General features: G+C 39.7%; 19 protein-coding genes. 7 read left to right on the top strand and 12 right to left on the bottom strand.

Annotated elements, in window-relative coordinates:
* The 4 genes from HMPREF2758_RS03165 to HMPREF2758_RS03180 form a co-directional block, all read right to left on the bottom strand.
* Nucleotides 1-4,436: Cna B-type domain-containing protein (locus HMPREF2758_RS03165; protein ID WP_083304839.1), on the bottom strand; the 4,436-nt coding region annotated here is incomplete at its 3' end.
* Between the two features lie 466 nt (nucleotides 4,437-4,902).
* Nucleotides 4,903-5,202 carry a cupin domain-containing protein gene (locus HMPREF2758_RS03170; RefSeq protein WP_070609119.1) on the bottom strand — a complete coding sequence of 100 codons (300 nt, stop codon included), beginning with the start codon at nucleotides 5,200-5,202 and terminating at the stop codon, nucleotides 4,903-4,905.
* 126 nt (nucleotides 5,203-5,328) lie between these two features.
* On the bottom strand, nucleotides 5,329-5,748 hold the full coding sequence (locus HMPREF2758_RS03175) for a DUF2187 family protein (RefSeq protein WP_070609120.1): 420 nt from the start codon (nucleotides 5,746-5,748) through the stop codon (nucleotides 5,329-5,331).
* 74 nt (nucleotides 5,749-5,822) lie between these two features.
* Entirely contained in the window at nucleotides 5,823-6,740 is a 918-nt protein-coding gene (locus tag HMPREF2758_RS03180; protein ID WP_070609121.1) for a diacylglycerol/lipid kinase family protein, read from the bottom strand.
* A gap of 233 nt (nucleotides 6,741-6,973) precedes the next feature.
* On the opposite strand from HMPREF2758_RS03180, the gene HMPREF2758_RS03185 reads away from it, so the two are divergent.
* Complete coding sequence (locus HMPREF2758_RS03185) at nucleotides 6,974-10,081, top strand: transglycosylase domain-containing protein (protein WP_070609122.1); 3,108 nt, start codon at nucleotides 6,974-6,976, stop codon at nucleotides 10,079-10,081.
* 174 nt (nucleotides 10,082-10,255) lie between these two features.
* Here HMPREF2758_RS03185 and HMPREF2758_RS03190 read toward each other — a convergent pair whose 3' ends face one another.
* From HMPREF2758_RS03190 to HMPREF2758_RS03210, 5 genes are all read right to left on the bottom strand, one after another.
* Nucleotides 10,256-11,236, bottom strand: a complete 981-nt coding sequence (locus tag HMPREF2758_RS03190; protein WP_016647901.1) for an ABC transporter ATP-binding protein — start codon at nucleotides 11,234-11,236, stop codon at nucleotides 10,256-10,258.
* Complete coding sequence (locus tag HMPREF2758_RS03195) at nucleotides 11,223-12,152, bottom strand: ABC transporter ATP-binding protein (RefSeq protein ID WP_006907816.1); 930 nt, start codon at nucleotides 12,150-12,152, stop codon at nucleotides 11,223-11,225. The genes HMPREF2758_RS03190 and HMPREF2758_RS03195 overlap by 14 nt, the downstream gene beginning before the upstream one ends.
* Nucleotides 12,153-12,161: 9 nt before the next feature.
* Entirely contained in the window at nucleotides 12,162-13,049 is an 888-nt protein-coding gene (nikC, locus tag HMPREF2758_RS03200; RefSeq protein WP_006907817.1) for a nickel transporter permease, read from the bottom strand.
* An 11-nt stretch (nucleotides 13,050-13,060) separates the two neighbouring features.
* Nucleotides 13,061-13,990 (bottom strand): ABC transporter permease, encoded by a 930-nt coding sequence (locus HMPREF2758_RS03205; RefSeq protein ID WP_016647902.1) that lies wholly within the window; start codon nucleotides 13,988-13,990, stop codon nucleotides 13,061-13,063.
* Between the two features lie 90 nt (nucleotides 13,991-14,080).
* On the bottom strand, nucleotides 14,081-15,604 hold the full coding sequence (locus HMPREF2758_RS03210) for an ABC transporter substrate-binding protein (RefSeq protein ID WP_016647903.1): 1,524 nt from the start codon (nucleotides 15,602-15,604) through the stop codon (nucleotides 14,081-14,083).
* 376 nt (nucleotides 15,605-15,980) lie between these two features.
* Here HMPREF2758_RS03210 and HMPREF2758_RS03215 point away from each other — a divergent pair, with 376 nt between their 5' ends.
* Genes HMPREF2758_RS03215 through HMPREF2758_RS03230 form a run of 4 tightly spaced genes read left to right on the top strand, consistent with a single transcriptional unit; the run spans nucleotide 15,981 to nucleotide 18,805 of the window.
* Nucleotides 15,981-16,424: a PTS sugar transporter subunit IIA gene (locus tag HMPREF2758_RS03215; protein ID WP_016647904.1), complete on the top strand. Its 444-nt coding sequence runs from the start codon at nucleotides 15,981-15,983 to the stop codon at nucleotides 16,422-16,424.
* 1 nt (nucleotide 16,425) lies between these two features.
* The gene (locus HMPREF2758_RS03220; protein WP_006907821.1) at nucleotides 16,426-16,722 is read left to right on the top strand and encodes a PTS sugar transporter subunit IIB; all 297 of its coding nucleotides are present in this window, start codon (nucleotides 16,426-16,428) and stop codon (nucleotides 16,720-16,722) included.
* Nucleotides 16,719-18,095: a PTS ascorbate transporter subunit IIC gene (locus HMPREF2758_RS03225; RefSeq protein ID WP_070609123.1), complete on the top strand. Its 1,377-nt coding sequence runs from the start codon at nucleotides 16,719-16,721 to the stop codon at nucleotides 18,093-18,095. The genes HMPREF2758_RS03220 and HMPREF2758_RS03225 overlap by 4 nt, the downstream gene beginning before the upstream one ends.
* Complete coding sequence (locus tag HMPREF2758_RS03230) at nucleotides 18,092-18,805, top strand: transaldolase (RefSeq protein WP_016647906.1); 714 nt, start codon at nucleotides 18,092-18,094, stop codon at nucleotides 18,803-18,805. The genes HMPREF2758_RS03225 and HMPREF2758_RS03230 overlap by 4 nt, the downstream gene beginning before the upstream one ends.
* A 105-nt stretch (nucleotides 18,806-18,910) precedes the next feature.
* Here HMPREF2758_RS03230 and HMPREF2758_RS03235 read toward each other — a convergent pair whose 3' ends face one another.
* The 3 genes from HMPREF2758_RS03235 to HMPREF2758_RS03245 all read right to left on the bottom strand — a co-directional run bounded on the left by HMPREF2758_RS03235 (nucleotide 18,911) and on the right by HMPREF2758_RS03245 (nucleotide 22,374).
* Complete coding sequence (locus HMPREF2758_RS03235; protein ID WP_016647907.1) at nucleotides 18,911-19,924, bottom strand: helix-turn-helix domain-containing protein; 1,014 nt, start codon at nucleotides 19,922-19,924, stop codon at nucleotides 18,911-18,913.
* Entirely contained in the window at nucleotides 19,925-21,181 is a 1,257-nt protein-coding gene (locus HMPREF2758_RS03240) for an MFS transporter (protein WP_070609124.1), read from the bottom strand.
* Nucleotides 21,182-21,294: 113 nt separating this feature from the next.
* Entirely contained in the window at nucleotides 21,295-22,374 is a 1,080-nt protein-coding gene (locus HMPREF2758_RS03245) for a uroporphyrinogen decarboxylase family protein (protein WP_070609125.1), read from the bottom strand.
* Between the two features lie 239 nt (nucleotides 22,375-22,613).
* Here HMPREF2758_RS03245 and HMPREF2758_RS03250 point away from each other — a divergent pair, with 239 nt between their 5' ends.
* Complete coding sequence (locus HMPREF2758_RS03250) at nucleotides 22,614-23,993, top strand: TrkH family potassium uptake protein (protein ID WP_083304840.1); 1,380 nt, start codon at nucleotides 22,614-22,616, stop codon at nucleotides 23,991-23,993.
* A gap of 10 nt (nucleotides 23,994-24,003) precedes the next feature.
* On the top strand, nucleotides 24,004-24,675 hold the full coding sequence (locus HMPREF2758_RS03255) for a potassium channel family protein (RefSeq protein ID WP_016647911.1): 672 nt from the start codon (nucleotides 24,004-24,006) through the stop codon (nucleotides 24,673-24,675).
* Nucleotides 24,676-25,117 lie beyond the last annotated feature (442 nt).

The raw sequence follows: 25,117 nt of genomic DNA on the forward strand, positions 1-25,117 counted from the left end.
TCCGTTGCCAACAAATCTTCCCAGCGATATCTACTTTGACCATTTAAGAGTTCAACCACTGTTCCATAAGCTTGGCCATTGCGGAACAATTGAAGCTGAATCGTTGGTTTAATCGTTGGTCCACCAGACCACACTTTTCTGACTTCTAAGTATGTCTTAGGTACCACATAGGTGTTCGTGAAAGTGAAAATATTTCCTGATTGAGTCACATTAGATTGTTTGAAATGATCCGATTGGAAGCTTTCCTCCACGGTATAAGCATATAAATTACCTTGTTCATCATATTTTTTTAAATTTTTCCAGATGATTTGATTATTTTTAAGGTCAAGTAGCTGGCTATCAATCACTGTTCCATTTTGCTTCAAAACCATCTTAACCTGAGGCTTTTTAAGTGCTTGACCATTTTCCCAAATTTTCTTTGCTTGAATATCGATAGTTGGGTAATTCTTCAATTCGATACCAATATCAGCTCCTGTTGATTTTCCTGTTAAACTGGAAATTAAAGGATAAGTATCCAATCCGTGAATATTTTCTTTGCTTGTTCCCCGCACTTCAAACATTGCCTGAGGCAAACCGTTAACAAAGAGACGTGGAACATAAAGGCTATAAAAACCATCTGCATCTCGCTTTAAATAAAAATCGTAAGATGACCGTCCTGGTGTGTTGCCCACTTTGTCATAGTACTTAACTCGAACATCTCGTCCATAATTATTAAGCAGAAGTTCTTTATTTCCTTGACCAAAAGTAACTTCTTTTTCCAACCAATAAAACTTTCCATGTTCATCAGTCTGGCTCTTCCAGGTATATAGCTTAGAATCTACCAATTGATCTTCATGATAAAGATTAAGCTTGATATCTCCTGAAAATGGGTAAAAATGCCGAGTAACAGCAATATCATATTCACCCTCACGATAAGAATCTGCGTAGTGCACTCTAAATTCAAATTCCTGTTCAAAGTGCGACTTAAATCTACCATCATAAGATTCAGGAGCTGATTCTTCAATTGAATAATTGCCTTGAGCTAACTCATTCGGGTTAATTTGATCAAAACTTCCTTTCCAATTATTCTCAGCAGTTAGTGTCAAACTGCGATAAATTGGATGACCATTTTCATCAATCCCAATTTTAACTCTATGTCCTTTATATAGTAAATAAACTGTCACCGATTTAGGACGCTTATCTTCTGGAATGTCCTTATGCCATGTCTTTTGAACAGGCAAGTCTCCAGACTTACTATTCGTGATAACAAATTGATGTCGCTCTTCAACTTTAGGGCTTTGTTCAGAGACCTGACCTTCGCCAAGATGAATATCCCATCCAGTATACTGATCATCTGAATCCATATCTTGAATCATCAAATAAGGGATATACAAGGTATATCCAGTTTTATTTTTAACCAAGAATAAGCTATAACCATTTTCAGAAATCGAAAATCCAGTATAACCGGCTTTAGTCCAAGATTCACCCCAAGCTTGAAACTTGTAATCTCTTCCATAGAATTGAGTTTCAGTTACTTGACTTAAATAAGGGTGGCTAATCTGACCTTTGAAACTATTAGCTTCACTCAGATTCGTCATGCCTAATCGTTCAGCTTGCTCTTTTTGATTAATATAATAGAGATGAACATCTGTATTATTAAACCAGTAATTTTGATAATTAGAGTGTACCCCTGTGTCAGGTCTACCGATGGTTAATTGTCCAACCTTACTACCAAGCGGTAAAGCTCCTTTAGGTTCAACTTCCTTTACAGTCGAAATAAAACCGTGACTGTCGCGTTCAACAACAAGATATTTAAACCCTTTAGCCTTTAATTCAGCCGCCGTAAAGGGTAGACCTTTATCATTAACAGCATTTTTATTATAAGGCAGACCATAGTCCTTCATCGCTTCTAATAGTTGGTCAAGTCGTCCATATTGGGATTGACTAAAACGTTGGGTCCAATCATTCTTCTCATTAAGTTCTACTTCCCCATATTTAAAGTAATGCGGATTAGAGCCATAATTATTCCGAACATCTTCCGCAGTGGTACCAACAGGAACAATAAAAATATCTGCTGTTATCGATTTGCGATCAGAAGTTGAAATCTGGGATTCCCATTTTTTGGTTAACTCAAGATCATAGTTGCCCTCATCATTTGGTGTTTCCATATTGGCATTCGATCCAATACCTCCACCATTAGAGGCTTGATTTCCGACAATGAAGGTTTTTGCATTGCTCCATGCTTCAGCTTGAAGCGCTTTGGAATAAATGGCTTTTAATGCCATCCATGAAGCATTATAACTCAATCGGTCTGGAATAGAATCTCCATGATTTGTATCATTAAGGAATTTAATTAATTCTAAGGTCGTATGTTCCTTATAGCCTTTGGTAATTGGCGAAACATGCGAATAAAATTTATTTTGAATATAATAATCTTTTCCTCCGACTGTCAATTTGAAATAACCCGTCTTCTTAGAAAAGCGCAAATCATCTCCAAGATTTTTAGCCTGATTATTAAAAGCATAGACAGTATGTCCGTCGCCAATATGAACATAACCCGTTGGGCAATTCCAGATACCTCCACCCGTATTCACTTGATCAATTCCTACTGTTAACATTCCTTGATTTGCTTTATTTTCAGTAATCAGCATTTGATTCAATTCTTGGGCATGTGGAGGGAAGGAAACATAAAATCCTCCACCAAATTGATAAGCTATATTATCCAGTAACATTGTTTTATTGAAGTAAACATCGTCACTATCAATATATAAGCCACCACCTTTATTGGCACGGTTATTAGCAATCAATCCGCCATTAAGTGTTAATTGAGCTCTAATTTCTCTCAAACGTTTAGAATTTGGCGTAGGAACCGATGCATACTCATTATCAATGGTATTACTCCATGGACTAATCCTCTGATTAGTCATAACAATTCCGCCACCCCAACCAGAACTTTTACTTTGTCCTGATTGATTATGAGCAAGTATACCATCATCAATTTGAATATCTGCTCTCGGAAATCCGTTAATAGCACCACCCAAAGAATAGGGACCAACCGCTCTATTATTAGCAATAACTCCACCTGTCATATGCATGACTGCATCGGATGAACCTCCAAATAAGCTACCAACGAAGACTCCACCCGTTGAACTTTTATTATTATCAATAAGCCCATTAGATAGATTAAATTGGCCTCCTGGGTTGACATAAACAGCACCTGCGGAAGTTGGTCTTCCCGATGGTTCTTTAACTTGGTAACTTTCATTGGAAGCAATACGTCCTCCAACCATATCTAACCGCCCACCATTTTCAATGGCAATCGGTGCAGAATAACCAGAATGATTATTAACCTGCATTAAAGTCCCATTCTTAAGAATGAAGTGTCCGCCAGATTCTACATTAAAGAGGACTCCCTTTGAGAGTTGAGTCGTCACTTCATTATTTCCATCAACATGAAGCGCCGTCTTAGCATCACCCAGTTGCAATTTCCCAGCAATCTGGAATAAGCTATCATCAATAAAACTTGATGCACGCTTAACTTGGACTGTTCGATGCGGATCTGGCAAGGGGTTTTGAGCTAAATCAGCTAGATTTTTAGCTTCTTCAGCTCTTTTTCGAGCTTCTTCGATAATTTCACGTTGCCTTGCTTCACCTTGATCAGCATAATCAGCGGCTTGCTTCACTTTCTCCCAAGCCTTATCAGCTTCTTGCTGATAGTTGGACGTCAGAATAATCCGCTTGCCAGCTGGGATCATGACCTTCTTCGTAATTTCCAGATTAGAAGTAATACGAATCCGTGTCAAAACACCCTCTTTAGCTTCTTCAATTGCTCGAAGCAATTCTTCAAACGTTTCAACCGTCACTTCAACAACTTCTTCAGATTGTCCATTTGTAATCGGCTCCTCATCCGATTGTAACACTGCTTTCAGTTCTTGGAATTGGTTTTCATTTTGATCATCAGCTTTGGATTCCGCCCTGACAAACTCGCTATCTTTATTATCGACTAACTCGGAGCGATTAGGCAATTCTCCAAATTCAGAGGATTTAGCTTCTGCCTCTCCTGAATGATGGCGTTCAAGCTGATCCTTAACAACAGACTGACTGCCCTCTCTCTTTGAAGGTGATGCACCCCCTTCGCTGGATTCATGGTCTCCCAAATGATCTTCATTGGGTGTGGGTAATGCTGCAGGCTCTGCTTGCTTAAGCAAAATTTCTCCCGATTTCGACTGATTTTTATCCGGTATGCCAACAAGTTCTTCATAGTTATGATCAGCTAATTCTGATACAGAATCAGGTAAAGGAAGTGTTTGATGATTTGCTGATGATTGAAGATTGTTTTCAATACCAGTTTCGTTTACTAACGAAGGATTATCAGTTAATTCCGCCGCTCGACCGACCGTCGGTGTCAAAAGAAATGAACCTACGAGTAAAGGTAATATTTTAAATATTTTTTTCATTAGAATTTCCTCCTTTCTTCGATATTTCAAACATATAGTTCCTTTACACTACTAGTATAACCCTTATTTAATAGTATTTCTATAATTTATAACGTTTTCAAAATGTAGACTTATAAAAATATAAAAATAGTGTTTTCTGTCAATCTTTGCTACCTCTACTAATGCCCATTAAATAAGTAATTTTAAAACTCAAAAAATAGCTAACTTTTGAAGATATCCATTAAATGATATTAACCTGTTAAATTCATTAATTTAACTTTAATAGAAGGAACTGGGCTTTCAGAAATTGATCGCATAAAACGCACTGCATTCTTCAATATAGATACCCTATTTACCCAACCTGCAACTCGGTAATGATAGTACAATTTATTGAATAGTATACAAAATAATGATCGCCTTTTTGATTAATTTCATAGGCAATACTACAAAAAAAGCAGCCCTCTCGGACTGCATTCACCTTTGCTATTTAACTTCTTTTATCAAGCTTAGACTTAACCACAATCACTCCTGAATCGATCTTAGCGATCACATTGTGTCGCTCACCAGGCTCCATTTCAACGCAGTGTCCCGGCTGAATAACCTGGCTTTCTTCCTCAGCTTGAAAGACTAATTCCCCTTCAAAAGGAACCACAATAACTGAATAGGGGACATCATGCCAGCCTGTTTCAGTCCCCGCCTTCAAGTTCAAATAGGTCACTATTTGACCCGCTTTTTGAACAATGTTTTTAGCCAATGGTCCTGATTTTTCAGTTCGATAAAAATTCATACAGCCTCTCCTTTCTGATAGACATGCAACTAGGGTTGGATTAGATCTCTATCGTATGATAACAATGATTCTAAAGAGAAATTTGAATGCCTTAATAACTTATCAAAGGCTGCTTCACCTCTCTCATTATTCATTCTCTTCTACGAAGGAATCAGATTGATGAATCTTTGGCTGAGGATTAAGGACAATATCCTTATCTTCTTCTTGTGGTGGCAAAGAAATAAAAGAAATAATATCCTTAAAATTGACGATTGTCTTATCTTCCATGATATCCTGCATCATCCGATCCGACTCTTCCCAATAAATGTCTACTACAGCACTATTAGATAATAGCTTAGTAATAATCCCCGCCATATCACTACCACGAAACTCAAAAGAAATCTTATCCCCAATATTAGGACGAATATCCGCCTTGACGCGATCAATCATCTTAATTCCCGTGTCATAATCAACTTCCAACAAAGCGGCAATTCTTGATTTACTGGTTCCACGTCTCAATTCATATTCAATCAATTCTCTTTGTTGCTTGGTTAATTTCTTAGCCACAAGACCCCTCCTTTATCTAACTGACCCCCCACTTAGTATCTATTATAACACAAACCCCTTACATATTGGCTAAATTAAGCTTTACGAGGGATCAACATTGGAATGCATTCTTTAAGGATCTCAATCTCTAATGGAAGCGCTGGCCCCTCATCACCGTCTACATTAGATTTAAGTTTATTGGTCGAATGTCCCTCCACGGATTCAATCCGAAAGGCGGAATCCCTTAAGGCTAATAGATGATCATTATTCACTGCTTCGTCGGGCAAGCCCTTTTCTTGCACTAAGGTCTGGATACTGGATAGTGTCATAGAATCTTTGATCGCATAAAGATGCGCCACCCCATCATTATAAGTAGCTCCCTGAATGAGACCTTCCATACCTCCAACCGAAGAGGTTAGGGCCACCAAAATTAAATTCGAATCCAAATCATAATGTCTACCCTGACTATCATAAATGCGCAAGTTCTTATTCTTTCCACCGAAAAAGGCCTTAACACCATCAATCAAATAAGCAAAAAAACCCAGTTTATTCTTTTGATCAGAATCCGTCTCTAGTACCGCCGTTGGAATATCTCCTAATGCTAAAACGTTGATAAAGTACTGATCATTAACGCGAGCAATATCAACTTTTGTTTCTTCTAAGTGGGCAAATTGTTGTACCGCTTCGTCCGGATCCATTGAAAAACCTACCACTCGACCGAGATCATTCACCGTTCCTAATGGAACAAAAGAAAAGAGGGGTTTATCATCCAACTCAGCAATACCAGAAACAACCTCATTAACGGTTCCATCACCGCCAAGGCAAATAACCGTATCATAGCCTTCCTGTTTAGCTGCTTTCGCCCAATGATTGGCATCACCTTCTTTTTCAGTTAAACGAATTTCTAGCTCTACTTGATAATTCGTTAGTAAGACTTTCTCTAAGTTCTTAGCATAATCTGGAGCATCGCCTTTGCCTGAACCGGGGTTAGCAATGATAAGTATTTTTTTCATATCAGACACCTCTTCTAACTATCGAATAAGTATATTATACCATACTATCACTAAAACTCTGTTCTGAAGCTCTATAAGATTACAAAATGGTGACAGTTCGCTAAAACTAAAGACTTATCTGAATAATATGTATAAAATAGCACTATGTATGCTTTTTTACTAAAATGAAAAAAAGCCTTGCGTAATTTGACTGATACAGTCTCATTAAATAAGAGAATTAAGGGGGTTAGGACATGACTGATTCGTCCAAACACCAAGATAAAAAACAATCCACACCCATAAATGATCCAAATAATCGTCGTCAAGCTATTCGCCAACAGAAACGAATTCAGGATCCACAAGCAGTTGCGGCCATTCAGCGACGTCTAGAACGAATTAAACAATTGGAGAAGATGGATTCAACCGATCAAGTCGAAAAATCCTTCCAACACCGTCAACCACAGAATTCTGCTCAAAGACCTCAATCCTCTTTGAATACCCATACAGTGCAAACCCATTCTAACAAGCCAAAGCTTACCGAACAGGAAAAACTAAATCGACAAGCAGCCATTCAAAAGAAGATCCCTCAAACCCATCAAAATACACAATCAAAAGTAGAAATAAAATCAGATGAGCGACTACGGCAAAAAGCACAAGCTAATCAGCGAATGCCCAAAATAACCATCCAAAAAGCTCAAAATTCAGATAAGGAACTAAGAGACCAGGAATCTTATCAAAGTGAAGAAGCGATTCCTAATTCTAAGGAACCGTTCAAGAATCCTTCAACGAAAAAACAGACACGTTATTATAGTAAACATAAACACTCCGACAAAAAAGGCTCTAAAGATGAGCGATATTCATTGAAAGATCTTAGTACCGAAGAAAAAGTTGCCTTTGCTTTTTCGGTTGCCACCAATCTCATCAAACGCTTTTTTGTTTTTATTCTAGTAGCAGGAATCTTAGTAGCCGGCTTTGGCGGAGGAGTTGGTCTAGGTTACTTTGCCTCCCTAGTCAAGGATACCCAGCCACCATCTCGTGATGAAATAGCCTCTGCCCTAAATCGAATTGAACAACAATCAACGCTCTACTACGCTTCCAAAGAACCGATCGCTGATGTGCGATCCGATGTCGTTCGATCTGTCGCCAAATTAGACGACATATCCCCCTATATTAAAGAGGGGCTCATCTCCATCGAAGATCAAAACTTTTATGATCACCCGGGTGTCAATCCTAAATCGACTTTAAGAGCGATTCTTCAAACACTTTTATCAGGAACTGGGACCGGTGGATCCACCCTCACCCAACAATTAGTTAAACAACAACTCTTGACTAATGATGTTACCTTCTTCCGAAAGGCCAATGAGATTCTCTTAGCTTTACGAGTAGAAAAGTATTTTTCTAAGGATGAAATTCTAGCATCCTATCTTAATGTCTCTCCTTTTGGTCGAAATAATAAGGGAGAAAATATCGCTGGCATTCAAGAAGCTGCCGAAGGTATCTTCGGTAAAAAACCAAGCGAAGTAAACTTAAACCAAGCTGCCTTCCTAGTAGGCCTACCTCAGAGTCCCTATTCCTATACTCCATATGACCAGTATGGTCATATGCGAAAAGATCATTCAGCGGGAATTCAGCGAATGAAAGATGTTCTTTTCGCAATGTACCGAAATCAAGTCATTGACAAAGCCAGCTACGAAGAAGCTCTTAAATATGATATTACCAAGGACTTTATTGCGACTAAAGCGCGAACTCCTGAACGACAATCCTATCTTTACCAGACAGTCATGAACCAAGCCATTGAACAAATTATTGCCCTCAACGTTAAAAAAGATGGCAACCAACTCGAAAAAGTTCATGAAGATGCTGAATGGTACCAAAGCTATTATCAGGAAGCTGAACAAGAGCTACGCACCTCTGGCTATCAGGTTTATACTACCATCGAAAAAGATATTTACGACCAGATGCAAGAAACTGCTGCAGCCTACAAAGATCAATTAGGAGCCAGCTTTGACGGTGTCTATACCGACCCTACGACCGGCGAAGAGACCTATTTTGTAGAAAAAGTCCAAACCGGTGTCGTGGCTATTGATAATGCCACTGGCCGAGTTCTTGGTTTTGTAGCGGGGACTGATTATGAAAACAATCAAATTGACCATGCCTTCGGAATGCACCGGTCTCCAGGATCTACCATTAAGCCACTTGCTGTTTACGGACCTGCGATCGAAAACAATATCATCACTCCGGCTTCAATCATTCCGGATACCGCCTTTACAGAGACCTATAATGATGGTAGCCAATGGTCGCCGACCAACTATGGCAATCAAATATCCAACCAATTTTATCCGGCTCGTCAGTCCTTGGCTTGGTCCTATAACATACCAACCATTCGAATCTATCAAGAGATGCGCAATCAAGGTGTCCCCGTTTTTGACTATCTCCAACGAATGGGCTTTGATACCCAGCACTCTTACACCGAAACCGATGTTCAAAATCTAGCCTTCTCAATCGGTGGGGTTAATAAAGGGCCGACCGTCTTTGAACAGACCTCCGCCTTCTCAACCTTTGCCAATGGAGGCACTTATGCTAAAGGCCATATCATTGATGAAATAAAAGATGCAACAGGCAAGACCCTCTTTAAGGCGGATGATGAGCCTGTTCGAGTCTTCAGCGAAGATAGCAACTATCTAATGGTCGATATGTTGCGTGATGTCAACAATCTCGGAACCGGACAAATTGCTAAATCGAGACTCACCACTGGAGGAGACTGGATCGCCAAGACCGGTACTTCCGAAAACGGCAAGGATCTCTGGTATATTGGTGCCACTCCTAAAATCACGATTGGAGCCTGGATGGGTTATGACAATCAGTATCAAGAATTCGTCTTTAACTTAAATGATGGCTTTGGTTCTGAAGCCCAACGAAGTCAATCCTTCTGGGCACAAATTGTCAATGACTTATTTGCTATCCGTCCCGATATTATCGGAGCAGACCAAAGCTTCCAACAACCTGATTCTGTCATCCGCATGACTGTGATGGAAAAAACAGGTACCCAACCAGGTAACATACAAATGGGCGGACAAGTCTTACAAGTAGCTAGTGGCCTTAAAGAAGAACTCTTCAAAGCTTCTTATCCAGCACCCATCTTAACTGAACACTTTATGATTAACGCTTCTCCATCCGACTATCAATTATTCTGGGGCAACTTTATGCGTCAGATTCAAACAGAAAGAGAGTCAGATAATAATGAAAGCAAAAAAGAAGGAGAAGCAGAAGATGAAACCGGAGAAACTAGCAGTAGTGAAAATCCAGAACAAGAAATACCAGATAACACTCAAGCCCCACCTGAAACTTCTGCCAGCTATTAATCCTAGCAACATATAAAACATCCCCCTCACCATACCGTTAGTGAGGGGGATGTTTTTGCAGTCAATGCTGCATAGAGAGGAAAATAAATCACCTTTACTAAAGGGGTGATTCCAGATTAGCAAGACTTATTTATCAGTAACAATTCATCTCACTAACCAAAGGTGATTACTAAGTTATAACTTACCATCATACTGATAGCAAGTGCATCTTACCCAGTGACCTGGCTCAACTTCTCGCAGTTGAGGATGCGCTTCATGGTAAGATTCTGGAATATTTGGTACCCGCTTAGCAAAGCGACAACCTTCTGGTGGATTAACCGGGCTAGGAACATCACCTTCCAGAATAATGCGTTCCCTATGGAGTCCATACTTAGGAATAGGAATAGCGGATAATAGTGCCTTGGTATAAGGGTGAAGTGGGTTCTCAAAAAGCACATCATAAGGGGCTAATTCAACAATCTGACCCAAATACATCACCGCTACCCGATCCGAAATATGACGCACCACGGATAGATCATGAGATATAAAGAGATACGTTAAATCGAAATCTTTTTGTAATTGATCCAATAAGTTCAATACCTGAGCTTGGACCGATACGTCCAAAGCAGATACGGGTTCATCCAAAACAATGAACTTTGGTTTTAAAATCAAGGCTCGTGCGATACCAATCCGTTGTCGACTTCCTCCATCTAACTCATGAGGAAAAGAATCAGCCACTTTGGCTTTTAACCCAACCGTTTCCATCATATGATAGACAGCCGCTTCTAATTCTGCTTCCGTCTTATATAGATGATTAACCCGTGCTGGATCGGCGATCAGATCAAAGGTACTCATCCGAGGATTTAAAGAAGAATATGGGTCTTGGAAGACAATTTGCATATCTAATCGAATTTGCCTAAGCGCTTGACGCCCTTTGAGCTTAGCGACGTCTCGCCCTTCAAAGAGGACCTCTCCCGCAGTTGGCTCGTGCAAGCGAATGATTGCCCGACCTACTGTTGACTTACCACAGCCAGATTCACCAACTAATCCCAGGGTTTCCCCACGATTAATATCGAAACTAACCCCGTCGACCGCTTTTAACTCACCGGCCTTTGTCGGAAAATATTTCTTAAGATCTTTAACCTGAAGTAAGCTTTCATGATTAGTTTGTCCCATTTAATCCAACCTCCTCATCAGCAACCAGAGGAAATGCCACAAAATGCCCAGGTGCGACTTCTCGATATATTGGTTTTACCTTCGAAAAATCAGGCAATTGTAAATCCATAGTTTCTAAATGATCGACATCTTCATCAATACTTGGGATCGCCTTAAATAACCCCTTAGTGTAAGGATGATAAGGATTTTCAAAAAGTTCCTTTGCACTGGCGTGCTCCAAAATAGCTCCACCATACATAACTGAAACATAATCACAGGTCTCTGCAACAACCCCTAAATCGTGAGTAATTAAGATCATTGATGTTTCAAATTCTTCTTTTAAATTCTTAATGAGTTCCAGCACTTGTGCTTGAATAGTTACATCCAAAGCCGTTGTTGGTTCATCAGCAATAATCAAGCTAGGATTGCAGGCTAAAGCCATAGCAATCACAACCCGCTGCTTCATCCCACCGGAAAACTGGTGGGGATAGTCATCAATCCGTTCTTTACGTATACCAACCACTTTTAACATTTCTTCTGCTTTAGCCCGAAGTTCCCCTTTAGCTAAGTCCTGGTGAAGAGCCAAAACTTCTTCAATTTGTTGGCCCACAGTCATAACAGGATTTAATGATGTCATAGGGTCTTGGAAAATCATAGAAATTTTATTTCCGCGAATCTTATACATTTCCTTTTCAGGCATTTTTAGTAGGTCTTGACCTTCCATAAAAATCTCACCTGAAGTGATCTTTCCAGGAGGGTTCTGAATGAGCTGCATAATAGCCTTCGCTGTGGTCGTCTTTCCGGCACCAGTTTCTCCAACTAGACCATGAGTTTCTTTTTTATCAATGGAAAAGTTCAAGTTATTAACTGCATGAACCACTTCCGTATCTGTATCGTATTCAACACTTAAATTTTTGATTTCTAACAACTTACTCATAGCGACCTCCTATCTTTTCAACTTAGGATCCAAAGCGTCTCTTAATCCGTCTCCAAGGAGGTTAAGTGCCAAAATGGTAATAACAATAGCTAACCCTGGAAATAGCGTCATATGAGGAAAGTCCCTTATATAAGCACGTCCTCCAGATAACATAGCGCCCCATTCCGGCGTTGGTGGTTCCAATCCTAAACCAATAAAGCTTAATCCTGCAGCATTAATAATCGCATAGGCAACCCCTAAAGTCGCTTGAACAATAATCGGTGCCATACAGTTTGGAATAATGTGTTTCAATATAATGCGGTAATCGCTAGATCCATTGGCACGAGCAGCCTCAACAAACTCCTGATCCTTAAGAGACAAAACGGAAGATCGAACTAACCGTGCATAACCAGGAATTGCAGCAATCCCAACTGCAATCATTAAGTTAGTCAAACCAGGACCTAATGCCGCCATAATTGCAATCGCTAAAAGCGTATCTGGCAGAGCTTGCACCACATCAATAAGTCGCATTAAGCTATTATCCACCCGACCACCATAGTAACCGGTCACTGCTCCAATAGCCACTCCAATAATCATGGAGATACTCACTGAGATAAAGCCAACGCGCAACGACACTCTAGACCCGTAAACCACCCGACTAAAGATATCACGTCCTAACTCGTCCGTCCCAAACCAATGTTGGGCGTTAGGAGTTTGATATTGATTAGCTAAGTTTTGATCAGCAAAACCATAAGGGGCAATCACATCTGCAAATATAGCTACTAGAACGAGCACAATAATTATAACAAGACCCATCATGGCTAACTTATTACGCTTCATTCGAATCCAAATATCTTTTAACCCTCTAAATTTGCCACGTTTTTGAGGTTCTTGATTCTTTGTTTCTACTTTATTCATTTGAACCCCTCCTATTCATACTGTGTCTTTAGGCGAGGGTCAACGTAGGTATAAAGAATATCTACGATCAAATTCACCAAACTAAAGGTCACGGCAACAAATAAGACACATCCTAAAACCATAGGCATATCCCGCTTCATGATCGAATCAACCATCAAACGACCAATTCCAGGAATAGAAAAAATAACCTCTGTCATAAGGGCTCCACCCATTAACTGACCAAACTGGGTCCCTGTAATTGTAATGATCGGAATTAAGGCATTTTTTAAAGCGTGTTCGGTAATAATTTTTCCTCGACGTTGGCCTTTAGCCTTAGCCGTTAAGATATAGTCTTTACGAATAACTTCTAGCATCGATGACCGAGTCATTCGGGCAATGACTGAGACTGATTGAGCCCCCAAGGCAACCATCGGTAAAAATAGATGGAGCGGTGTGGAATACCCAGATGATGGGAATATGTTTAATTTGACTGAGAATAACAAGATCAATAATAAACCTAACCAGAACACCGGCATAGAAATCCCAATTAAGGCAAAAATCATCGTGACATTATCAAAGATGGAATATTGCTTAATCGCGGAGATAATCCCAACTGGAATTCCGATAATTACCGCAAAAAGAATGGCCGTGGTCGCCAAAATTAAGGTTGATCCAGCTCGAGCCATAATTTCGTCAGTAACATTACTTCGAGTAATATACGAATAACCTAAATCAAAATGAAATACTAAATTCTTTAAATACCGTCCAAATTGGACTAAAAAGGGATCATTTAATCCCATCTCTTCTCTTAAAGCCTGAACCGCTGCTTCAGAAGCAGAAGGTCCTAAAGCATTACGTGCCATATCTCCTGGTGTTAGATATAACAAGGTAAATACGATAAAGCACACACCCAATAAAACGGGAATTAAATATAAGAGTCGTTTTAAAATATATTTAACCATTATGTCACCTCTTATATGACCTTCACTAACAATAATTAAGGAACACTCTCACTTTTCCTAGTCTCGCTGTCTTTCTAATTTGATAGGGGCTTATTTGTCAGCTCCCATGGTTACTTCCGTTAAAGTATGGAAGCCAAGAGGCGATAAGAATAGATTATCGATTTCTTTACGAGTACCCATTGTCATTTCTTTATTATGAAGTGGAATCCATGCATTAATTTCCATGAGGTAATCTTGAACTTCAGCATAGTATTCAGCCCGTTTAGCATCATCCTGTTCGAAACGTGCTTTTTCAAGTAATTCATCTACTTTCTTGTCTTCTAAGAAGATGTAGTTACCTCCTTCCCCCTTAGCAGAAGAGTGGAAACAAGGATATAGGAAAGTATCCGCATCGGGAGAATCAGCGGTCCAAGCAATCATGAAGAGATCTTGATCTCCATTTTTAATAATTTCATTAAAGGCAGACCATTCAAGCACATTAATCGTTGCATCAATACCGACTTTGGCCAGCTGTTCTTTCATCGCTGTGGCCATATCAGACCGGTCTTTGTTATCATTAGTCGTTATTGAAATCGAAAGTCCGTCTTCATAACCAGCTTCTTTTAATAATTCTTTGGCTTTTTCAATATTTTGTTCTTTAACTTGCATTTGATCAGAGATCGAGTATTTAAGCGTTGGAGGAAGAACACCCGTTGCTGTTTTACCTAAATCATGGAAAACAGCCTTCACGATTGCATCTTTATCTAAAGCCAAAGTAATCGCTTCTCTAACCTTAGGATCTTTGAACACTTCTTTAGAGAAGTTAAAACCAAGATAAGTTTCACCATAGTCTAAAGATTTTAATAATTTGAGCTTGTCATTCTTTTCAACTTTTTCAATATCGGTAGCGATAATATCATATGCGATATCTACACCACCTGATTCTAATTCAATGACCCGGTTACTTGGTTCTGGGATCACACGGAAAGTCAACTTTTCATAAGCAGGTGCTGTTCCATGATAGTCTGCAAATTTCTCCAATTCGATCGAATCTGCCCGTGTCCATTTAACAAATTTAAGGGCGTTAGTTCCGACTGGATGTTGAGAATAAGAGTCACCTGCTTCATTGACTGCTTTTTCATTAACAATAAAGCCACCCGGATGGCAAAGCGCTGACAGAATACCAGCAAATGGCTCTGTTTGTTTAAATTCTACGGTGTAGTCATCGAGCGCTTTAACACTATCAATATCTATCGTTTGGAATAAATGGGTTACATTTGGAGCTTCAATCGCCCGTTTTAAGCTAAAGACAACATCTGAAGCTTTCAATTCCTCACCATTGTGGAATTTAACTCCCTTCTTTAGCTTGAATTGATAAGTCACATCATCAATTTGTTCATAACTTTCAGCTAGGCTCGGTTGGATTTTACCGTCTTTGTCAACCTTGACCAAGCCTTCATAAATTTGCAACATCACATTACTAGATTGATTATCATTCGTAGCCACCGGATCCAATGAAATAGCATCACCAGATAATCCCACTGTTAAGGTGCTGGCATCTCCACCGCCCCCTGAACAACCCGACAATACAAGAGCGCTTACAATCATTAATATAAAAAACAACTTTTTCTTCATAAGTAGACTCCTCCATTTATTTGACTTTGCGACACAACGAATAGTTTTGATACCAGTACACCTCCCCCTGATAATGAAACCGTTTCTATAAACCGTTTACAAACATAGGCTACTCGACTATTAAACCTTTGTCAACCGATTTTTAGTAATGTTTTAAAATTTAATTGTAAGCTCATACATTTTTAATGTGATTTTTATAACGAATAAAAATTCAACCCGTATCGATTTAAAATCTAAGCTATCATCTAGGCCTATTTCTTTGTGGCTAGGTCATTCCACTTATTCATCTTGACTAAAAGAGCCTTAAACTCTACAATGAATAAGAAAATAAACGTTTACAATGCCGCTCATTTAATTCTTTCCTGGGAGGTGAACCATGTCCCCTTTTCCAATTAAGATTCGCTTCGAAGATTCCTCGACGAATTGGCAAACAGCCATTCGAACTGCTAGTCAATCCTTATTAGATGAAAATCTGATTACAGAAAACTATGTCGATAAAATGATTCAAAATGTAAAGGATCTGGGCGAATACATCCTACTCGCTCCGAAAATTGCTATGCCCCACGCAAGGCCTGAAGACGGATCATATACAACCGCTATCTCTTTTTTAAAATTAAAGCAAGCGGTCCCATTTGATTCTGGCAGGCTTGTCTCTTTATTTATTGTCCTAGCTACCAAGAATAATGAGGACCATCTAGAATTGTTAGCAAAAGTAGCTCAATTAATTGATTCATCTGAGAAAATCGATCAATTAATCGTAAGTAAGACCCCTAAAGATTTTCTTAGCTTATGTCAACTATTTCTACAAGAGGAGGAATAATATGTTACAAATTCTAACCGTCTGTGGTAACGGAATTGGATCCAGTAATCTTCTAGCCATGAAGATTAACCAACTTGCCAAAGCCAAAGGTATTGCGCTAGAAGCTAAATCAATGGATTTTAATTCGGCACGTGGTCAAAAAGCTGACCTGATCGTAACCGTCAAAGAATTCGCTGATCAATTTCCTAAAGGAAGCCCTGTTGTCGCTGTTAGATCCTACGTCAATAAAAAACAAATTGAAGAAGATGTCTTTCCTCATCTTCAAGCCCTCATTCAAAAAGGAGGACAAGTTGAGTGACTCTCTTAAAATTTCTTCAAGATTTTTTAGCCGAACCAGCAATATTGATGGGATTGGTGGCCTTGGTTGGATTAATAGCAATGCGCAAACCTTGGCATCAAGTACTGACTGGCACTCTTGGCCCTATCCTTGGTTACCTAATGCTAGCTGCCGGAGCGGGTGTGATCTCTAATAATCTTGAACCCCTAGCTCAAATGATTGAAAAAGGTTTTCATCTCAAAGGGGTCGTTCCCAATAATGAGGCAGTGACTGCGGTCGCCCAAGAAGTATTAGGAACAGAGACCATGCTAATCATGGTGATCGGCTTAGCCTTTAATATTTTATTTGCCCGTTTTTCACGTTATAAATATATTTTTTTAACCGGACACCATTCTTTCTTTTTAGCCTGCCTCTTATCAGCTGTCTTGGGAACACTTGGATTCAAAGGGATTGAACTAGTTCTTATTGGAGGCTGTTTTATGGGGGCTTGGTCTGCTATCTCACCCGCTATCGGCCAACGCTACACCCTTCAAGTTACAGGAGGGGATGAAATTGCTCTAGGTCACTTTGGATCTTTAGGTTATTATTTTGCAGCTTGGATCGGTGGCCTTGTTGGTCATAAAGAGCGATCAACCGAAAGCATTCAGATACCTGAACAATGGGGATTCTTAAGAAACACCACCATTTCAACAGCAATTATCATGGTTGTTTTTTATTTAGTCTCTGCATTAGCAGCGGGTCCTTCATTTGTAGCTAGCCTCTCTGGTGGTAAATCTCCCCTCCTCTTTGCTTTTTTATCTGGCCTAGAGTTTGCGGTAGGCGTCACCATTGTCTATAACGGAGTTCGCATGATCCTTGCAGACCTACTTCCAGCTTTTCAAGGGATTGCCGATTCAATTATTCCAAATGCTGTCCCAGCTGTTGATTGTGCGGTCTTATTCCCTTACGCTCAAACCGCTGTCATTCTAGGCTTTATTTCTAGCTTTATCGGTGGTATCATTGGGATGTTGGTGTTAGGATCCTTAGGTGGCATCCTGATTGTTCCAGGATTGGTTCCTCACTTCTTCTGTGGAGCCACCGCAGGAATCTATGGGAATGCGACTGGTGGGCGACGAGGAGCCTTAGTGGGAGCCTTCATTAACGGTTTACTCCTAGCCTTTATTCCAGCCTTAGCTTTACCTGTTTTAGGTGATTTAGGCTTTGCCAATACGACCTTTGGTGATCTGGACTTTGGTTTAATAGGTATATTATTGGGCCAAATCGGCAATCAACTGGGTCATCCAGGCATTTATGCTTTAGTTGTCTTGACGCTATTGGCTATCTTCTTACCCAATTGGTGGGGCCATTCAAAAGAAATAGCCATGAACAATGAATTTAAGGAGAATGATGAATGATTTTACCGATTAACATTTACTCAGATGGCGCTGTATTGGCAGACATGAAGGCCATGAAAGAAAAAGGTCTAGTGAATGGTTTTACCACTAACCCTTCCTTGATGAAAAAAGCAGGCATCACCAATTATTTAGAATTTGCTAGGGAGGCTATTGACCTAGTTGAAGGCCAATCCATCTCCTTTGAAGTCTTTGGTGATGATGCTCAAACCATGGAGAAAGAAGCAAAAATTCTTACTCAATTAGGCGATAACGTCTATGTTAAAATTCCTTGTCTAAATACTAAAGGTGAAGGATCCTATGAACTTATCCATCGCCTTTCCCACGAAGGAATCAAGTTAAATGTGACGGCCCTATTCACACCACACCAAGTGCAAGAAACCATCAATGCATTAGCCGATGGTACAGAAAATATTATCTCAGTCTTTGCAGGTCGAATTGCAGATACGGGAGTTGATCCAATGCCGATTATGGATACCGCTGCTACTATTTGCCAATCTAAACCAGGCAGCCAATTATTGTGGGCCTCTACGCGTGAAGTTTACAATATTATTCAGGCGATTGACTGTGGTTGCGATATTATCACGGTTCCACCTTCAATTTTAAATAAGTTAGACAATCTCTTTAAAGACTTGACCCAAGTTTCAACCGATACGGTGATTGGATTTAATAAGGATATTCAATCCCTTGGATTCTCAATTCTTGAAGATTAATTAAAGCTAAAATGCCCTCTCACAAATGTGAGCTGACCCCAAAAAGTTAGACAAAAAATCTAACTTTTTGGGGTCACTACATTGAGAGGGCATTTTTAGTATAAGCTATTCATCTAAACCTAAATCCTCACTGAGTCGTTGAATCAAGGATCGAATTAATTCTTGGTTAATCTTTATTGAAGCTTTATCGTTGGGGTTTTGATAAATCAATAATAAGGCATCTGCCAGACGAGATACATGATAGGACACAGCTGCCGGTGTGATCCCCAATTCCTCAGCAATGTCTTTTGCTTTCCACTCTGCTTGACTCGCTCGCACCAATACTTGGTAGCGCGTAGGATCCGACAAGAGCTTCAATAAATCAAAAAAGTCCTCCTGACTCAATTCGTGCCCTGTCCATAGCTTTTCGTGACGAGTTGATAGTAATAGTATTCCTCGATTATGGTGTTTCATAATAACCAACTGAGGAAAAATAGGCGACAATATCGTCACCCAAATCTCATCAAGCTGCAAGCCTTCAATAAAATCGGTTGAGATCATTGGTAAACGCCTCAAAAGATCCTCAACATCTAGTCGCTGAGCATAATCAGACCGCTCTTTTTCATACTGCTGATAAATCGATTGATAAAATCGATCTAAATCAAAAATCAATTGACAAAATCCATGGATAAAAGCCAATGGATCATGAATCGCCTTAGCCCACGCCCAATATTGCTCAGTTGTAAAAGATTCTTCTAGTAGTAAATCAAAGACTTCTGCTGCGCTGAGTGCTTCTGGTTGATCAGCTTGAAGCAATTGAGCCAACATTTTTAGAATTGTTGCTTCATCCATTTGACCTAATAATTCAATCAAAGACTCAATATCGTCAGGAAATTTTGGAAAGCAGTCGATTAACTCCGTCACAAAAAACTGACCATTAGCTTGTAAATAAAAGCTGTTAATCGAAGAACTCAATCGAGCTAACTCTTCTTGAACTTGATCGAATACTAACTCATCGTCAGCTAATATATGCCGCCACTGACCAATAAGATTGGTATACTGGTCATCAAATTGAGCAATCGAAGGCAGCATGAGTAGTTCATAACAATAAGCCGATGATTCATTGATCCGTGTTTTCAATTAGATCAAATCCTTTCTGCGTTGAATCATTTGATAAATAACATATAGGCTTAAGCTTAACATACTTACAAAGAGGCTGACCACCAATAACTTCAAAGAAAGAAAGTTCATTAAAATAACTGTTACTCCGCCAATAATCACCACTCCAGAAGTAATTAGGGTTCCAATGGAAGACATGGTTAGGGAAATACGTTCTTCAGGCAAATGATTCATAAGATAGGCATTAAATTTAGGTCCAATTGCTCCCGATACCAAAGCCAAAAAGAAAATCGTTGCAAAAAAGGCGTAGACATTCCCCAACCATAAACTTAGATAAATAAACACTCCTGCTAGAGCGCCTAAAAATAGCTCCTGGTAAAGACCCAAATGTTTAAATATGGACATGGCCAATAAGGATCCAATTAATTGCCCAATTAATAGGACAATGGGAAATAAAGCGATTGTTTGTGTGGCAGATCCTATAACAAAACCTGCTACTTGGTCAATCGACAAAACCAATAGATTATTTAAAGCCGCTAAAACCCCATTTAATAAAGCCACAATAATCAAGATATTCATCATATGAGGTAAATCTCTAAACTGTAAATATGCTAATTTTAACCTTTTTAAAAAGTTGAGCGAATCCTGATCTGATTCTTTTTGATCCGTTTCTAATGGACGGTCGATAAACAAGCGCTTGATTTGTGGGGTTATACGCCACAGTATTAAAAAGGACAGTAAGAAAGTCATGGAATTAATCAAGGCAATCTGACGATAAGAAAAATATAATAAGAAAATGGATCCCGATGAGAGAAAAATTACTTGACCCGCTTGCAAGAGAGCTTGCTTAAAACCCATGGCCGACTCACGTTCTTCATTGTTTAAAACCCGCAAAGAAACTGGGATAAAAAGCGATGATTCATATTGTCCTGCCAAATCAGAGATTAAATTAATCAAGCTGAAGCCTAGCACTAGATACAAGGCTGCTTCAAAGGACATCAAATAGGCAACTCCCAAATAGAGTCCTACTCGTAATAGTTGTGTCTTTAATATGGCACTGATCTTATTAGACGTCCGATCAGCTAAATCTCCCGTAAAAATAGCTGTCATTAAGGGAATCATCTCCGATAAATAGATAATAGACATGGCTAAAGTAGTTTGCGGAATATCTAAGACATATCGCATCATCACTAAGTAATATAATGAATCCCCAAAATTTGAGATTAAATCAGACAAAGTTAAGGACATAAATAGCTTATTCGACAAAATCTGTTTCATAATAAAGACTCCTTTAATAAAATGTTAAACAACCGTTTAACATCAGTTTAAAGGATTGTTATAATTAAGTCAACATTTAATTTTAAATATATAATTACCGCTTTATTCAACGCCTATTTAATCTCGTTTAAAATACGATTTCGCTTTTTTGCATAAGATGTCGCTCCTGCTAAACAAGCAGATAGATAAGATTCAATATTTTTTACGCTCGTCGCGTAAGGTATTCCACAACCCGGCCCGATTATAAATCCTTTTGGATTATCCCATGCTTTAGTAAAACAATCATCAACTTCTTCACGAATATCAGAGGGGGTTCCTTGATAGATCGTCTTAACAGGCGCTACATTGCCTAAAAGACACACTGAATGCCCAAGATGATCCTTAGCTAGTGATAGATCGACGATCTCATCTAAGGAAAAAATATCCACTCCAATTGATATGATATCATCCAAAATTTTAACGGTATTGCCACAGATATGAAGTATAACTGAAGACTGACAAGTATGCATGTGTGCCACCAAATCTGTTAAGTATGATTGACAAAATATCTTAAATTGCTTTGGAGAGATTAGCGATGTCGAGGCGACTGGATCCGAAATCCAGAAATAAACACCTAATTCCGCAAAAGGCTCAATCATCTTTTTGAAAAGATCGGTAATGATTCGCAAGGCTTGGTGTATCTGATCGGGTTGCCGTCGCAAGGCTCGTAGTACATATTCTGCCTCCATTAATGAAGTCAAGGCGGTTAAAGGACCTGGAATTTCGAATTGGACAATCGCTCCTGGGCCAAGAACCTTAACCATTTTATGACAGGCTTGATACAACTTAAATAAATTAGGGTCCTTAGTTATTTCTGCATTAGAAAAACTTAACTCCAATACCTCATCAATGCTTGCACAAGCATAATGATCTACAGCTGGTGCCGAATCTGGAAAATCTAAAAGTCGACTTCCCAAAGCACGTCCCAATCCGTTCAAACCGTAATCCACATTCAGATGATCATAACAATACCGCTGATAGAGAGCAATTTCCTGATCAGCAATCGAATCTGCTGACGCTTGCCCTTGTAGGTAATTTTGTCCATTTAACTTGGATACAATACTATTATGGGTGAATTCGATCGGTAGCCGATCCAATTCTTGACCCGATAATAACGCTTGTCGTCTTTCCTTAGGAGTCATGGCTTCTCTCATTAGTAATCTCCTCCTTAAAATAGTACAGCTCACTTTCTAAGCATAGCATATTATTTGTTAAATTCCTCACATCGATATTTATAATTATTAATCCATCGAACCCGCTAGTAATGCCACTTTAGAGATTTATTTAGATTATTTATTAGAATATTTTATAAGTCCATTCTCCCGAGACTAGTTTTTTTTCAGGAAAGGGGCTATAATGCTTGCATTCGAACATATATAAAGGAGTACCCCGATTGAAACAAGCATTGATTAAATTGACCCCACCCCAAAAGATTGCCTTAAGCTTTCTGTTAGTGATTCTTAGTGGATCATTACTCTTATCACTACCCATGAGTCAGCTTGCTAGTTCCCAAGCAAATTACTTAGATCATTTATTTATTGCCGTTTCTGCTGTTTGTGTAACTGGGCTTTGGACGCAATCGATTCATGACTCGTATAATATATTAGGGCAAATTATAATGATGATCTTAATTCAAATCGGTGGCCTAGGCTTAATGACGATTATTGGATCAATCTATCACGGACTAGGACAGCGAATCGAACTAAAAGATCAGATCACAGCCAGCCAAGCCCTTAACCGTAGCTCGCAACAAAACTTAGGTGAATTTCTTGGACGAATCGTTCGCTACACAGCAGTCATTGAAGGAACTGGCGCCCTCCTTTTATCAGGCTTCTTTGTTCCACGCTTAGGCTTGGGACGCGGAATATTTAACGCTATTTTCACGGCCATTTCCGCCTTTTGTAATGCGGGTTTTGACTTAATGAGCAACGATTCCCTCACAAACTACAGTGACAATCCTCTATTGTTAATAACCATCATGGCCCTAATCGTTCTTGGAGGAATTGGCTTTGCTGTTTGGTTCGATGTCGCCGATCAATTTCAAGCATATCGTCAAGCTAAACGCGGCAAAAAAATAGGTTACTATCTACGCCATCTTAAAACTCATACCAAGCTCATGGTTCGTGCCACCCTGGCTCTAATTCTTTTAGGAGCCCTGTTTGTCTCCTTGCTTGAATGGCACAACCCTGATACGCTCGGTCCCTTCTCGAATGGTCATAAACTGCTAGTAGCTTTCTTCGAAAGCATCACAATGCGCACGGCCGGTTTTTCAAGTATCGACTACACCAAGGCACATCCTGTAACCTTATTATATTTTATTGCCAATATGTTTATTGGCGGTGGATCAGGAGGGACAGCCGGTGGTTTAAAAGTAACCACTTTTGTTTTAACCTTAATGCTAGCCATGCAGGAAATACGCCAATCTCGTTATGTTTCTTATGACTACCATACCATTCCCACATCGACTGTTCGGTCTGCCTTCGTTCTCTTTTTGATCTATATCAGTCTCTTGCTAAGTGGGTCCGCCCTACTACTCGCCTTTGAACCAGACGTTAATTACCTGTATCTCCTGTTTGAATCCGTTTCAGCCCTTGCCACTGTTGGTGTATCTGCTAGCTTAACTCCCAGTCTGTCGACCGCTAGTCATCTAGTCTTAATCGCTCTCATGTATGCAGGTCGGATCGGTCCCATGACACTCTTATTAAGTTTACATGGCCGCCAACGAAATAAATATGATATTGAATATTCACGCACAGAAATTATTATAGGATAGGATGAATAAGATGAAAAAAAATCGCATTATTGGAATTTTAGGCTTAGGACTTTTTGGTTCAGCCTTAGCACGGCGCTTAGCTAGTCACGGAATTGAAGTGATTGCTTGTGACATCGTCCCCGACCACGTCAATGAAATTGATGAAGAGTTAACAATCGGAGCCATTGGTAATTTTACAGATCTTGATTTTATGCGAGAAACGGGCTTTGGTAACTGTGATATTATCGTTATCGGAACAGGAGCCAATCTTGAAGCATCTATTCTCGGTGTTTTAAATGCTCAAGAATTAGGCGTGCATAAAATATATTGCAAAACCAAGGACCAACGCTCAGCCAAGGCACTTAAAGCTATCGGAGCCTATCAAGTTATTCTGCCTGAAACCGAAACAGGCTACCACCTAGGTGACCTACTGGCTCGTCAGTCAGTGGAAGACATTGTCAACCTAGATGACCAGACAGCCATTGTCGAATTTTATGCTCCTGAACAATGGTGGAATAAAGAAATGAACCACCTCAAGCTCCGCCAAGAGTTTGATTTAAATATTATCGGCTTACGCCAAAAACCTGGTGAAACCTTAAACACCAAATTCCCTGCCAACTATACTTTCAAAGCTGGTGACATCATCGTAGCAGTCGCTAATATTCAAATCTTTGACCAAGTAGACTACCTAGAAAGAATATAGAGTGCGAGCAATTGCGCTTACCTAACGGATGTGAGACTGTAAGTCGCTAAAGCAACAACAGTCTCAGCAAGCGCCGCAGCGGTAAGTGAGCCTTCGAAACACTCAAAGAGTGTTCGAGAAGGATCGCTTAACGTCCAGGCGCTGCAATTGCGAGCACGTTTTGATTGAGTGCTTCGATGAGCGGTAATCCCCTGTAGGCTAAGTAAGAAATCGACCGGAGTGATGTTAATCACGCAGAGCGATTTTTGCTTAGACATAAGGGGATGCTTATCGCTATGAGCCTGTAGCATTTTTAATGCGTACAGGCTTAAGTGCGATAGAAGAGCACGTTTTGATTGAGTGCGACAAAAGTCGGTACCTAACGGATGTGAGACTGTAAGTTGCTAAAGCAGCAACAGTCTCAGCAAGCCCCGTTGAGCTAAGCAAAAACACGAGCATTTTC

The sequence above is a fragment of the Facklamia sp. HMSC062C11 genome (genome assembly GCF_001810675.1).
Taxonomy (GTDB): Bacteria; Bacillota; Bacilli; order Lactobacillales; family Aerococcaceae; genus Facklamia; species Facklamia hominis.